The organism is Nonomuraea sp. NPDC001636, from assembly GCF_040298265.1.
Taxonomy (GTDB): Bacteria; Actinomycetota; Actinomycetes; order Streptosporangiales; family Streptosporangiaceae; genus Nonomuraea.
Map to the genome: position 1 here is coordinate 1 of NZ_JBEOZT010000030.1, position 13537 is coordinate 13537.

General features: G+C 71.8%; 10 protein-coding genes and 1 rRNA gene. 4 read left to right on the forward strand and 7 right to left on the reverse strand.

Annotated elements, in window-relative coordinates; genetic code table 11:
- Positions 1–88 (forward strand): 5S ribosomal RNA (rrf, locus tag ABT158_RS40615); the annotation flags it as partial.
- A gap of 84 nt (positions 89–172) precedes the next feature.
- Here rrf and pip read toward each other — a convergent pair.
- A complete protein-coding gene (gene pip, locus ABT158_RS40620) occupies positions 173–1294 on the reverse strand; it encodes a prolyl aminopeptidase (RefSeq protein ID WP_352362928.1) in 1122 nt (373 codons plus the stop codon).
- 86 nt (positions 1295–1380) lie between these two features.
- Between pip and ABT158_RS40625 the strand changes: the two genes are divergently transcribed.
- On the forward strand, positions 1381–1884 hold the full coding sequence (locus tag ABT158_RS40625) for a MarR family winged helix-turn-helix transcriptional regulator (protein ID WP_352362930.1): 504 nt from the start codon (positions 1381–1383) through the stop codon (positions 1882–1884).
- Positions 1885–2601: 717 nt separating this feature from the next.
- On the forward strand, positions 2602–5103 hold the full coding sequence (gene fxsT / locus ABT158_RS40630; RefSeq protein ID WP_352362932.1) for an FxSxx-COOH system tetratricopeptide repeat protein: 2502 nt from the start codon (positions 2602–2604) through the stop codon (positions 5101–5103).
- 198 nt (positions 5104–5301) lie between these two features.
- Here the strand turns inward: fxsT and ABT158_RS40635 are convergent, their stop codons facing one another.
- A complete protein-coding gene (locus ABT158_RS40635) occupies positions 5302–6771 on the reverse strand; it encodes a phosphodiester glycosidase family protein (protein ID WP_352362934.1) in 1470 nt (489 codons plus the stop codon).
- A 259-nt stretch (positions 6772–7030) separates the two neighbouring features.
- Between ABT158_RS40635 and trpS the strand changes: the two genes are divergently transcribed.
- Positions 7031–7993: a tryptophan--tRNA ligase gene (gene trpS, locus ABT158_RS40640; protein ID WP_352362936.1), complete on the forward strand. Its 963-nt coding sequence runs from the start codon at positions 7031–7033 to the stop codon at positions 7991–7993.
- Here trpS and ABT158_RS40645 read toward each other — a convergent pair.
- The 5 genes from ABT158_RS40645 to ABT158_RS40665 are packed head-to-tail and all read right to left on the reverse strand — an operon-like array spanning position 7990 to position 13489.
- Positions 7990–8436, reverse strand: coding sequence for a cupin domain-containing protein (locus ABT158_RS40645; protein WP_352362938.1), 447 nt, complete (start codon positions 8434–8436; stop codon positions 7990–7992). The two genes, trpS and ABT158_RS40645, sit on opposite strands and share 4 nt — an antisense overlap.
- A 5-nt stretch (positions 8437–8441) precedes the next feature.
- Complete coding sequence (locus tag ABT158_RS40650) at positions 8442–9476, reverse strand: DmpA family aminopeptidase (RefSeq protein WP_352362939.1); 1035 nt, start codon at positions 9474–9476, stop codon at positions 8442–8444.
- Positions 9473–11089: a PucR family transcriptional regulator gene (locus ABT158_RS40655; protein ID WP_352362941.1), complete on the reverse strand. Its 1617-nt coding sequence runs from the start codon at positions 11087–11089 to the stop codon at positions 9473–9475. The genes ABT158_RS40650 and ABT158_RS40655 overlap by 4 nt, the downstream gene beginning before the upstream one ends.
- Positions 11090–11145: 56 nt before the next feature.
- Entirely contained in the window at positions 11146–12774 is a 1629-nt protein-coding gene (locus tag ABT158_RS40660; protein WP_352362943.1) for an AMP-binding protein, read from the reverse strand.
- Positions 12775–12787: 13 nt separating this feature from the next.
- The gene (locus ABT158_RS40665; RefSeq protein WP_352362945.1) at positions 12788–13489 is read right to left on the reverse strand and encodes a TetR/AcrR family transcriptional regulator C-terminal domain-containing protein; all 702 of its coding nucleotides are present in this window, start codon (positions 13487–13489) and stop codon (positions 12788–12790) included.
- Positions 13490–13537: the final 48 nt, after the last annotated feature.

Below are 13537 nucleotides of genomic sequence, written 5' to 3' on the forward strand. Positions count from 1 at the left end.
CGGTTACATTCCGAACCCGGAAGTTAAGCTTCTCTGCGCCGATGGTACTGCACTCGGGAGGGTGTGGGAGAGTAGGTCACCGCCGGACAATCTTTTGAAAGGGCTCCGACTTCGGTCGGGGCCCTTTCTGCATTTCCGGGGTAATTCAGGACGCCTGGGGCTTGGATGCGATTCAGGGGGCTACGACTTGCGTCCCGGGCCAGGCCGGCGTCTGATCCGGTCGTCGATCCTTACGTGCAGTGCCGTAGGGGCTGCCTGTCGTTTGATGGCGGTGTGGTGGTCGCCGGGGGACGCCCAGGCCATGAGGTGAGGGTGGGCCGGGGTCAGTTCTGTTTGTGGGGGGTGAGAAGGTTTCTATGACCTCGTTCAGGATCTTGGTGAAGGTTTCGCTGCCGGTGTGGCCGGAGTCTGCGACCACGTGCAGATTGGCGTCGGGCCAGACCTTGGTGAGCTCCCAGGCTGTCTGGAGAGGGCTGCCCACGTCCAGGCGGCCGTGGATCAGGGCGCCGGGGATGCCGGCCAGCCGGTGCGCGTTGCGTAGGAGCGCGTCCTCCTCCAGCCAGGCGGCGTTGGCGAAGTAGTGAGCGCAGATGCGGGTCATGGCCAAGATGGCGTCGTCCGGCCGGTTGCTGTAGGCGTTGGGGGTGCCGTTGATCTCCTGGGAGATCACCGCGTCCTCCCAGGTGATCCAGTCGTGGGCGGCCTTCTCGCGTACCTTCGGGTCGGGGTCGGCCAGCAGTCGGGAGTACGCCGCCAGCACCTTGAACACGTTCCCGTCGCTGTCGGCCTGGGGGACGCCTTGCACGAACCGTTCGTGCGCCTCCGGGAAGAACCTGCCGACGCCCCGGTAGAGCCAGTCGATCTCGGAGCGGCGGGTCATGGTGACCGCCGGGATGACGATCTCCGACACCCGCTCGGGATGGGTCTCGGCGTAGGCCAGGATCAGGGTCGAACCCCACGAACCGCCGTACAGCAGCCACCGGTCGATGCCGAGGTGTTCGCGCAGCAGTTCCATGTCGGCGATCAGGTTGTGGGTGGTGTTGGCCGTCAGGTCGGTGGCCGGGTCGGCGGCGTGCGGGCGGCTGCGGCCGCAGTTGCGCTGGTCGAACAGGACGATACGGAAACGGTCCGGGTCGAATCTGCGGCGGGCGCCGGTCGAGCAGCCCGACCCGGGCCCGCCGTGCACGACGACGGCGGGCTTGCCGTCGGGGTTGCCGCAGACCTCCCAGTAGATGAGGTTGCCATCGCCGACATCGAGCATGCCGTGCTCGTACGGTTCGATCGAGGGATACAAGGGGGCTCCTGCTGTTGGAGGATTGGTGTGCGCCGGACGCGGCGGAATGCCGCCGACGTTTATGACAGCGCTGTTATATTAGCACTGTGACATCTTCGGACCCCACCGCGACACCCGACCCCTGGCACTCCCTGCACGAGCTTCTGGCGGCCATGGACGCTGAGATCGAACAGGTCTACCTGGAGCGTGGCCTCGACGGGGTGCGCCCCCGGTTCGCCTATCCGCTCATCCGGCTCGCCCACACGGGGCCGCTGACCATTCGCGAGCTCGCGAAGTCCCTGAATCGTTCGCACTCCGCGATCAGTCAGACCGTCGCCGCCATGCGCAAGGAAGGGCTCGTCACCTCGGAGCCGGGGCCCGACGCCCGTACCCGCCGCATCGACCTGACCGAGCGCGGCCGGTCGCTGGTGCCGTTCCTGGAGGCGGAGTGGCGTGCCACCCACCGGACGGTCGCCGAGCTCGACGGCGAGCTCCCGTACGCGATGGCGGCGGTGGTGGAGGACGTGCGGCGGGCGTTGGAACGCCGGTCGATGCGGGAGCGGATCCTTCACCATCTCGTCGAGCCGCCGCCGATGGGTTCGCAAGGTTGAGATTCACCCCGCTGGATGAGTTGGGAGGTCGGCGGGTGCGAAGCGGATGGGGTGGCGGGGGAGCAAGGAAGCCGGGCGCCGGGGCGTTGGGGGTGAGCGGCGGCGCGTCTGGGGCCGGTGATCGGTGATGTCGTACGCCGGATGGCGATTGGGCAAGGTCAGGGGTTGTTCATGGTCCCGATAATCTCGCTGGGATACTGAACGTAATCGGGTACGTCTATAAGAGTGACCGCTTCTCCCCCTTCCAAGCAGTCAGCGCGTCGTAGCCGTCGGCTGCTGGCGTGGACGTTCGCGTCGATCTCCGTCGGGTTGGTGGCCGCGGGGGTCGTGGGGTTCTTCGCCGAGCCGTTACAGCTGGAGATGCTGGACAAGCGGGCCAGCGTCGTCAGCATGTTCGTGGGTGTCGCCGGGTTGTTCATCGCCGGGGTCGGGTTGTGGGCGCAGCTTCGGGCGGCCATGGCGCCCACCGGTGGCGGTGAGAGCGGTCCGGGGGACGAGGGGGCCGGGCGGCCTGGTGCCGGTTCTGGTGGCTCCGATGAGGCTGGTCAGGATGCTGTCAGTACGGGTGCCGGTGCGGATGGGCCCGGTGGCGGGCGCGGTAGCGGGCCGGGTGGCGATGGTGACGGTCGCGGTGGGGCCGTCGGTGGTGCCGGCGCGGTCGAGAGGGCCGAGGGGCAGCGGTCGATCGTGGTCGGGCGGCAGGAGTCCGGGCTGGCCATGACCGGGGACAGGTCCACGGCGGTGACCGGGGGGCATGTCGAGGTCATCGGGGACGTGCATCTGCCGTCTCGGCCCCAGGTGGCGACGCGGCCCGTGCAGCTGGCGCCGCGACCGCCGCAGCTCGTCGGGCGGGACGAGGCCGTGGCCGAGCTGCGGGAGCGGCTGCTGGCGAGCGAGGTGCGGCCGGCGGTGGTGGCCGTGCACGGGCTCGGCGGCGTGGGCAAGACGAGTCTCGCGCTGGAGTACGCCTATCGCTACCAGCACGACTACGCACTCGTCTGGCAGTTGCCGGCGGCCGATCCTGCGGTGTTGTCGGCGGCGTTCGCCCGGTTGGCGGCTCTCATGGGTTTACGGGAGCTGGGCGCGAACGCGGCGGACCCGGTCGACCAGGTGCACGCCGCGCTGGCGGCGCGTACCGAACCATGGTTGTTGATCTTCGACAACGTGCCGGAGGCCGAGGCGGTGCGGGCCGTGCTGCCGCCGGCGGGGCCGGGGCACGTGCTGATCACGAGCCGGTCCGGGAGCTGGCCGCGGGATCGCGGGCTGGAGCTGCCGGTGCTCGACCTGGAGTCGGCGGCGCTGCTGATGCTGGCGAGCACGGGGCAGGACGACGCCGTCGCGGCGGCGGCCGTGGTGGCGGAGCTCGGAGCGCTGCCGCTGGCGCTGGAGCAGGCCGCGGCCTACATGTCGGAGACGGGGCTGGAGCTGTCGGAGTACCTGGATCTGCTGCATCACCAGCGTGCCGAGTTGCTGGCGCAGGGGCAGGCGTGGGGGTATCGCGAGCGGGTGGCCTCCACGTGGCAGTTCGCGTTCCGGCGGCTGGCCAGGACGAGTCCGCAGGCCATCGCGTTGCTGCGGCTGCTGTCCTGCTACGCGCACGAGGCGATCCCGTACCATCTGCTGCTCTCGCCGCTGGCGCGGTGGGCGCCGCGGGAGCTGTTCCGGGCGGACGTGCAGCGGCGGCGGGCCTACGGCCGGATCCCCGGGGCGCGTACGAGCGTGCTGCGTGACGTGCATCCCAGCGTGTTGCTGATGATGCGGGCGCTGCCGCGGGACACGTTGAGGATCAACGCGGCGCTGAGCGCGTTGCGGGGGCACAGCCTGATCGGTCCGCCCGTGGACGGGACGGTCACGGTGCACCGGCTGGTGCAGGCCGTCACGCTCGACCAGCTTCCGCTGCGCGCGCAGCGCCGGTGGCGGGAGGTGGCGGCGGTGCTGGTGGAGGCCGTGCTGCCCGACAATCCGGGGCAGAAGGCGCGGTGGGCGAGGTACGCCAGGCTGCTCCCGCACATCCGGACGGTGCTCGGGCCGACCTCGCCCGGCATGGACAAGACGGCCCAGTATCTGGGGGCCAGCGGCGACTACCGTACGGCGCGGTCGTTGTTCCAGGAGATCGCCGACGCGCTCGCGGCGGCGCTCGGCCCGGAGGAGGTCGCCACGCTGACGGCCCGGCACGAGCTGGCGCTCTGGACGGGCGAGGCGGGCGACCCGGCGGCGGCGCGTGACCAGTACCTGGAGCTGCTGCCCGTCTACGAACGGGTGCTCGGCCCCGAACACCCGCACACCCTGACGACCCGGCACAACCTGGCCCAGTGGACGGGACGGGCGGGCGATCCGGTGGCCGCCCGCGACCAGTACGCGGCGCTGCTGCCCGTCCGGCAGTGGGTGTCGGGCCCCGAGCATCCGGACACCCTGACCACGCAGGCCAACCTGGCCCAGTGGACCGGGCAGGCCGGGGACGCGGCCGCGGCCCGTGACCAGTACGCGGCGCTGCTGCCGGTGCGGGAGCGGGTGCAGGGGCCCGAGCATCCCTCGACGCTGATCAACCGGCACGAGCTGGCCCGGTGGACCGGCGAGCTGGGGGACGCGCTGGCCGCTCGCGACCAGTACGCGGCGTTGCTCCAGGTACGGGAGCGGGTGTCGGGGCCGCATCATCCGGACACGTTGACCGTCCGGCACGAGCTGGCGCGGTGGACGGGGGAGCTGGGGGAGGCGGCCGCGGCGCGGGATCAGTACGCGGCGTTGGTGCCGGTGCGGGAGCGGGTGCAGGGGCCCGAGCATCCGGACACGCTCACCGCCAGGGCCAGCCTGGCCCAGTGGACGGGGAAGGCGGGGGACGCGGCGGCCGCCCGTGACCTGTACGCGGCGCTGCTTCCCGTCCGGGAGCGCATTCTCGGGCCCGACCATCCGGACACGTTGACGATCCGGCACGAGCTGGCGCGGTGGACGGGGGAGCTGGGGGAGGCGGCCGCGGCGCGGGATCAGTACGCGGCGTTGGTGCCGGTACGGGAGCGGGTGCAGGGGGCCGAGCATCCGGACACCCTGACCGCCAAGGCCAACCTCGCGTACTGGACGGGGATGGCGGGGGACGCGGCGGGGGCTCGCGATCTCTGTGCGGCGCTGCTGCCGGTCCGGGCTCGCGTGCTGGGGGCCCGGCATCCGGCGACGGTGACGACCAGGGAACAACTCGCCCACTGGACGGCCCACGCCCGCCCGTGAAGCCCCTGCCAGGAGACGTGGCCCACCCATGGGGATGGGTGGAGGCCCGGCGGAGAGGACAGCTGGGCAGTGGGGGGTGCCTGGCGGAGGGAGAGCCTGGGGGTGGGTGTGCCTGGCGGACGGGGAGCCGGGGCGGTGGGGGCTTGGCAGAGGGGAGCCGGGGCGGAGGGGGCGAGCCTGCCCCTCGCGCCCCGGCGGCTACTGGGGAAGGACGAGGAGGGCGTCGCCGACGCCGCGCTCCACGCCGTCCGATGGCCGGTTGACCAGCTTGTTCGACACCACCATCGCGGTCGAGCCGCCGCCGTCCAGGTTGATGGCCTGGACGGCGCCGAGCCAGCGCATGAACTGGGCGGCCTCGTGGAAGTTGGCGCCGATGGTCACGCCGGGCTGGCGGCCGTCGATGGTGGCCAGGATGAGGCTGCCGTTCCTGGTGACGCCGAGGAGGGTGCGCGGGTGGCGGCGCAGGATCATGTTCACGGAGTCGTGGCCGTCGCGCTTGGCGGTGATCTTCACGTGGCCGTTGCGGACCAGGCCGACGCCGCCGGCGATGACGTTCAGGTCGGGGGTCAGCTTGAGGGTCTTGCGGGTGCGCAGGTCGGTGACCTTCGTGTCGATCTTGACCGTCCAGCCCTCCCCCGCGTGCTCGTCGAGCCATTCGGCGGCGCCGCCCTGGCCGTGCAGCACCTGGGTGCCCTTGGCCACGGCGGCGCCGCTCGCGCGTACGGTGACCGCCTTGCCGTTGGCGTCGAGGACGACGTCGGTGCCGCCGGTCGGGGTCTTGGCGCCGTACTCCTCGGTGTAGAGCACGGCCTCGTCCGCGGCGGCGGCGCGGTTGACGCCGGTGACGACGAGTTTGTCGCCGTCCTGGGAGACGGCGGTGACGGCGGTCTTCAGCTCGGTGATGCGCGCGCTGCGGCCCTGGAGCACCACGGCGGAGCGGCCCGGCACGGCCTCGCTGAGCAGCCGGCCGGCCACCACGGAGGCGCCGACGGGCTCGCCGCGCAGGTTCTTGGCGGTGTGGATGTTGAAGAAGCCGCCGTTGACGCCGACCACCGCGTTGCGCGCCTTGGCCATCGAGGAGACCGTCTCGCGCGCGGCGACGCTGGTGCCGAGGGAGGCGGCGTACGAGCCGCGGAACGTCCGCGAGTCGATCATGACGACCTTGGCGTCCCAGGGGCCGGTGGTCTTCAGGCCGTCGTCGCCGAGGTAGTCGACCTTGACCTTCAGCCCGGCTTCCTTGAGCGCCTTGGCGGTCTCGTCGGCCTTCGCCTTGTCCTTGAAGGACCACAGGCCCACGCGGACCATGTAGACGGTCTGGGAGGGCGCGTCGGCCACGCTCGGCCGGACCACCTTCTGCAGGCTCGGCGCCTCTCCGGCCGCCTCGACCTCGGCGACCTTGGCCTGGGCGGTCTCCAGCGCGCCGTAGTCGCGGCCGCTCGGCATGAGCACGGTCACCGTGTAGCCGTCGGTTGAGCTGCCCGCCTTCACGTCGTACAGGTCGATGCCCTGCGTCACGGCGGTCAGCGTCTTGGTGGCGGCAGGCCGGGCGCCCAGCGGGAAACTGGCCGACGGGAACTTCACCGCGAGCTGCGCCGCCGAGGCGGGCAGCGTGGTGACGGTGATCGTGGCGGCTATGGCCAGGCCGCCGGCGAGGGTGCGTCGAGACATGAACTCTCCAGAGGGCGGAAAAGGGACCGAACCATCCTGACGAGATCAAGGTCCCGGAGTCAGCCGAACGCGCCAAACTGCTCAAGAGGTTACGAGATTGACACCCAGCCCAGATAACATTGAGCTATGTCCCGTATCAGCATGTGGTGGCGGCCGGCAGACGGCCGCTGATTTCCCATGCTCGGCCGTCCTGGTGGCGGCCCTTTCCGAGCGTGCGGGCTCCCCTCAGGCGGCGGCACACCTGAAGGAGAGACCCATCGTGAACGACGTCGTCCTGACCGGCGACCGTCCGACCGGACGCCTGCATCTGGGCCACTATTTCGGCACCCTCGCCAACCGGGTGGAACTGCAGGACCGTTACCGGACGTACGTGCTGATCGCCGACTACCAGGTGATCACCGACCGCGACCTGCCCGGCGAGATCCAGCGCAACATCACCGAGGTGCTTCTCGACTACCTGGCCGTCGGCCTCGACCCGGGCAAGGTCACGATCTTCCAGCACAGCGCGATCCCGGAGCTGAACCAGCTCCTGCTGCCGTTCCTGAGCCTGGTGTCGGTGGCGGAGCTGAGCCGCAACCCGACGGTGAAGGACGAGATCGCGCACAGCGCCCGGCGCGCGGTCAGCGGCCTGCTGTTCACCTATCCGGTGCACCAGGCCGCCGACATCCTGTTCTGCAAGGGCACGCTGGTGCCGGTGGGCCGCGACCAGCTTCCGCACGTGGAGGTGGCGCGGCTGGTCGCGCGGCGCTTCAACGAGCGGTACGGCGAGGTCTTCCCGCTGCCCGAGGCCATGTTGGGCGAGCGTCCGCTGCTCATGGGCCTGGACGGCGGCAAGATGAGCAAGAGCCGCGGCAACGCCATCGCCCTGGCGGCCACCGAGGACGAGACCGCGGCCCTCATCCGCAAAGCCCGCACCGACTCCGACCGCCTGATCACCTTCGACGAGGCGCACCGGCCGGGCGTGGCGAACCTGCTCACGCTGGCCGGGCTCTGCCTCGGCCGTCCGCCCCGGGAGATCGCCGACGAGATCGGCGACGGCGGGGCCGCCGCGCTCAAGGCGCTGACCACCGAGGCGGTCAACGAGTTCCTGCGCCCGATCAGGCGGCGGCGGCGCGAGCACACCGAGGCCGACGTGCGTCAGGTGCTGGCGCAGGGGAACGAGCGGGCCCGGGAGCGGGCGGTCCGCACGCTGGCGGAGGTGCGCGCGGCGATGGGGTTCTAGCGGGGTCGCCCGGACTGCCCGGAATTCCCCGGCTGCCCGGACTGCTCGGACTGTTCGGACTGCCCCGACTGCCGGGACTGGTACACCTTGCGCAGCGTCTCGTGCACGATCCACGTCGTGCGTGCGCCCTCGGCCAGCAGGCACACGTCGCCGGGGCCCACCTCGATCGTGGTGCCGCCCTCGACGGCGATCGTGGCGCGGCCGGACAGCACCACGAAGATCTCGTCGGTCTCGACGTCGGTGACGACACCCGGGGTGATCTCCCAGATGCCCCTGCCGTCGCCGAGCTCCAGCGACGACGTGGCCGGGTCGCCGGCGACGATCTGCTCGGGGTCGAGCTCGTCGGGGGTCAGCCGCACGTCGTGCACGGGCACGGCGAACGCGCCGGCGGTCGCGATCATGCGGCCGAGGTCTTCGAGGGTGGGCATCAGGACGTCAGACATGTTGCTCATTTCACCAGGTCGGCGAGGCGGGCGCCGTCGAGTGCGTAGGCGGTGAAGCCGTTCGCGCCGGTCATCGTATCGGCGGCGACCAGCGCGTTGACGATGGCCTCCTCCGTGGCCTCGATCGCGGCGTGGAAGAGCGGGTCGAGACGGGCGTCGGCCAGCACCCGCACCTCGAACACGCCGGAGCTCTTATCGTCGTCGAGGGCGTTGGAGGGCAGGCCGCGGTTCCCGGTGGCGAAGCAGACGAACCCGTCGCCGCTGCCGTTCTCGCCGGCGCCGCCCGTCCTGGCCACGCCGAGCCCGGCGCGCTGGGCGAGCTTGCGGCACTGGTGGGGGAGGAGCGGCGCGTCCGTGGCGACGACGGCGATGATCGAGCCCGCGCCCTCGGGGCCGCCGGGGCGGGGCACGTCGTCCATGACGATCGGGCGGCCGTTGACGGTGAGCCGGTCGCGGCTGCCGTGGTTGGCCTGCACGAGCACGCCGACCGTGTAGTCGCCGGTCACCCGGGACGCGGTGCCGATGCCGCCCTTGAAGCCGTGGCACATCATGCCGGTGCCGCCGCCGACCGACCCCTCGGGCACCGGGCCCGCCGAGGCGCCGTGGTAGGCCCGTTCGACGTGCTCCTGGCGGACGTGCCGGGCGTCGATGTCGTTGAGCCGGCCGTCCCAGGTCTCGGCGACCACCGGCAGCGACCACGCGCTCCCGCCCCGGCCGCCGATCTCCAGGGAGACCAGCGCGTCGCGCACCACGCCGACGGAGAAGGTGTTGGTCAGCCCGATCGGCGAGTGCAGCAGGCCGAAGTCGTCCAGGTAGGGCAGGCCGGTCATCTCGCCGTTGCCGTTGAGCCAGTGGTAGCCGGCGTAGACGGGGGAGTCGTAGGCCGGGCCGGGGCCGGGGCGGACGACGGTGACCCCCGTACGGGCGGTGCCCTCGGTCAGCGTGGTGTGCCCGACGAGCACGCCGGGCACGTCGGTGATCGCGTTCAGCGGACCGGGGACGCCGGTGCCGATGACGATGCCGTGATCACGAGCTCTCAACGGTTCTCCCTGCGGAACGACTCCAGCGCCAGCAGCGCGACGTGCAGTGACAGGCATGACTCGACGTCGTCGAGGTCGGTGTCGAGGATGCGTTCGAGGCGGCGCAGACGGTCGTAGAAGGCGGGCCTGGACAGGTGGGCCTTCTGGGCGGCCACGGCCTTGTTGCGGCCCGCGTCGAGGTAGGTGCGCAGGATCCGGGTGAGGTCGCCGCCGCGCTGGGCGTCGTGCGCCAGCAGCGGGCCCAGCTCGCGCTCTGCGAACGTCTGCAGCCGCGCGTCGTCGCGCAGCAGGTGGAGCAGGCCGCGCAGGCGCAGGTCGGGCAGGCGGTAGAAGGCTCGGCCGTCCGGCTGGCGCACGGCCACGTCGGCGACCTGCTCGGCTTCGAGGAAGCTGCGCCGTACGTCCCGGATGGACTCCACCACCGACCCGGCGGCCAGCACGAACACCGAGCCGGGCCGCCACAGCATGCGCAGCCGCTCGGCGAGCGCGGTCAGCGCGGGCTCGGCGCCGGTACGCGGCGGAAGCGGCAGCAGGACGCCGACCCGCTCCTGGTCGAGCGCGCCCACCAGGGCGGGCAGGCGGGCGTCGCGGCAGGCGGCGGCGGTGGCCTCGGCCAGCTCGCCGAGCTGCGCCTGGCCGTCGAGCGCCTGGTCGACGGGCTCGGTCGGCCTGATGACGACGCTGATCAGCTTGCGCCCGGTCAGCGGCACGCCGACCGCGCGGGCGCGGGCGGCGGCCTCGTCGGGGTCGGCGTAGGCGTGGGTCAGGATGCCGGTGATGATCGTGCCGTGGGCCTGGCGTTCCAGGGACTCCTGGTGGCGTTCGAGCAGACGGCCGAGGGCGAGGGTGGTGGCGGCGCGTTCGGCCAGCACCATCTCACGTGGGGTCGGCGGCGTCTCGCAGATCAGGATCAGCCGGCCCCAGTCCTGGCCGCGCGCGCCGACGGTGGTGACCAGCCAGCCGGAGGCGGGGTCGTAGGCCGTGCGCTCGGCCGGGGCCACCCCGCGCGACCTGGTCTCCCAGCCGGCCAGCAGCGCGCCGGCGTCGCGGCCCGCGGACTCGCAGGCCAGCACCTGGTGGGCGAGGTTCTCCAGCAGCACCGGACGGCCGGACAGCCGGGCGACCTGGGTGAGCACCTCGGCGGGCGAGGCGCCCTCGACCGACAGCTCGGTGAACACCTCGTGCAGCTGCTCGGAGGCGCGCAGCTCCTCGAGCTGGATGTCGATGATCCGGGCGTGCACGGACTCGGTGATCTGCACGAACGGCGTCTCGCGGGCCAGCACGATGACCGGCAGCCCGTGCTCCTCGGCGGACTTGACCACCGCCCGCGGCAGCTCGCGCAGGAACCTGCGGCCGAGCTCCACGATCAGCCCGGAGGCGCCCACGGAGGCGAGCTCGCCCACGTAGTCGGCGAGCTTCTCCGGGTCGTCGGGCAGCGCGACGCCCGTGGTGAGCACCAGCTCGCCGCCGCGCAGCAGATGGGCGATGTCGGCGATCTCGCCGACGTGCACCCACCGCACCTTGGTGTCGAGCCGGTCGGCGCCCGCGACCACGCGCGGGCCGCCCCGGCGCACGGTCTCCAGGGCGAGGACGTCGGCAATGGTGGGAAGCACGGGGCGAGCCTAGCCGATCAACCTGTAAGAACGGTCATACAGCCATATACACACTGTCACAGATTGAACTCCTCCTCGCGGTACTCACCTCGGGGTTCGCGCACCCGCAACTCCACCCGCCGGATCTTGCCCGAGATCGTCTTGGGCAGCTCGGCGAACTCCAGCCGGCGCACCCGCTTGTACGGCGCCAGCTCCCGGCGGCAGTGCTCGAAGATCGACCGCGCGGTGTCGGCGCCGGCCTCGAACCCGGGGGCCAGCATCACGTACGCCTTCGGCACCGCCAGGCGCACCGGGTCGGGCGCGGGCACGACGGCGGCCTCGGCCACCGCGGGATGCTCCAGCAGCACGCTCTCCAGCTCGAACGGCGAGATGCGGTAGTCGGAGGCCTTGAAGACGTCGTCGGTCCGGCCGACGTAGGTGATGTAGCCGTCCTGGTCGCGGGTGGCGACGTCGCCGGTGTGGTAGAAACCGTCGCGCATGGCCTCGGCGGAGCCGCCGACGTACCCGGCCATCAGGCCCAGGGGGCGGGGGTCGAGCGGCAGGCAGATCTCGCCGTCGTCGCCGGGCTCGCCGGTGACGGGGTCGATGAGCACGATGTCGTAGCCGGGCAGCGGGCGTCCCATCGATCCGGGCTTGACCGGCTCGTCCGGTACGTTGCCGATCTGGGCGGTGGTCTCGGTCTGGCCGTAGCCGTCGCGGATGGTGATGCCCCACGCCTTGGCGACCTGGTCGATGATCTCGGGGTTGAGCGGCTCGCCCGCGGCCACGGCCGTGCGCAACGGCAGCTTCCAGGCCGCCAGGTCCTCCTGGATGAGCATCCGCCACACGGTCGGGGGCGCGCAGAACGTGGTGACCCGCTCGTCGCGCAGCACCTCCAGCAGCGCGCGGGCGGCGAAGCGCTCGTAGTTGTGGATGAGCACGGTGGCCCCGGCGTTCCAGGGGGCGAACACGTTGCTCCAGGCGTGCTTGGCCCAGCCGGGGGAGGAGACGTTGAGGTGCACGTCGCCGGGGCGCAGGCCGATCCAGAACATCGTGGACAGGTGGCCGGCCGGGTAGGAGGCGTGGGTGTGCTCGACCAGCTTGGGGCGGGAGGTCGTGCCGGAGGTGAAGTAGAGCAGCAGGGGGTCGTCGGCCAGGGTGGGGGCGTCGGGGGTGAAGCGTTCGTGGGCGTCGTACGCCTCGTGGTACGGCAGCCACCCGTACGCGTCGCCGACCGCGATCCTGGTGAACTCGCCGGCGCCGAACTTGCCCGCGTCGGCGGCGTTGGCGATCACGTGGGCGACCTGGCCGCGGTCGAGGCGTTCGCCGATGTCCTTGGCCGTCAGCAGGGTCGTGGCCGGGATGACCACCGCACCGAGCTTCATGGCCGCCAGCAGGGACTCCCACAGCTCGGCCTGGTTGCCCAGCATGAGCAGGACGCGGTCGCCCCGGCGCACGCCCTGCTCGTGCAGCCAGTTGGCGACCTGGTTGGAGCGGGCCGACAACTCGGCGAAGGTGCAGGAGACCCGGCTGCCGGGGTTCACGATGGTCAGGGCCGCGGCCTGCGGGGTCTCGGCGGCCAGCACCCCGTCGAACCAGTCGAGCGCCCAGTTGAACCGCTCGGCCCGCGGCCAGCGGAAGTCGCGTCGGGCCGTGGCATAGTCGGCGCTCAGGAGAAGATCGCGGGCGGCGCGGAAATCGCTCATGCCCCGGATCCTGCTACGTCGCCAGCCGCCGCTCAAGGCCGTCGAGCACCGACACGAGCCCGAAGTCGAACGCCGTGGCCCGGAGGACCCGCGGATCCTGGTACGCCCCCATGGCCAGGCTCTCCAGCATGTCGGGGAAGTCGGCGGCGGCCTTGGCGACCATGCCGCGCATCTCGTCGGCGTCGTAGTCGGAGTCGTTCGCGGTGGCGTCCCAGGCGATCTCGGGCAGGGTCATGCCGTAGACGAAGGCGGTGACGGCGGCCACGGCGTAGTCGACGTCGAGGCCGTGGAACCCGGCCGCCCTGAAGATCCTGCGCATCCGGTCGGAGGCGGACAGGGCGTGCGGGCCGAGCGCGGGCACCCGGCCGAGAAGGTCGGCCGACCACGGATGCCGCAGCATGACCGTGCGCATGCCGTAGGCCATGGCGGAGGCGGCGTCGCGCCAGCCCACCTCCTCGGCGTCGGGGACGGTCATCTCGGCCCAGACCTGGTCGTAGGCCAGTTCGAGCAGTTCGTCCTTGTTGGCGACGTACCAGTAGAGGCTGGTGGCGCCGGCGCCCAGCTTCGCGCCGAGCTTGCGCATGCTCAGCCCGGCCATCCCCTCCTGGTCGAGCAGCTCCAGCGCGGCCCGGACGATCTCCTCGCGGCTGCGGCCCGGGGCGGCGGCCTTGCGGGGCTCGCGGAACCAGACAGAGGTGAACTGCTTGCCGGTCATGCCTCCAGGATAAATGCTCTCGCACAGTGTGCGAGAGATGTCGTACGC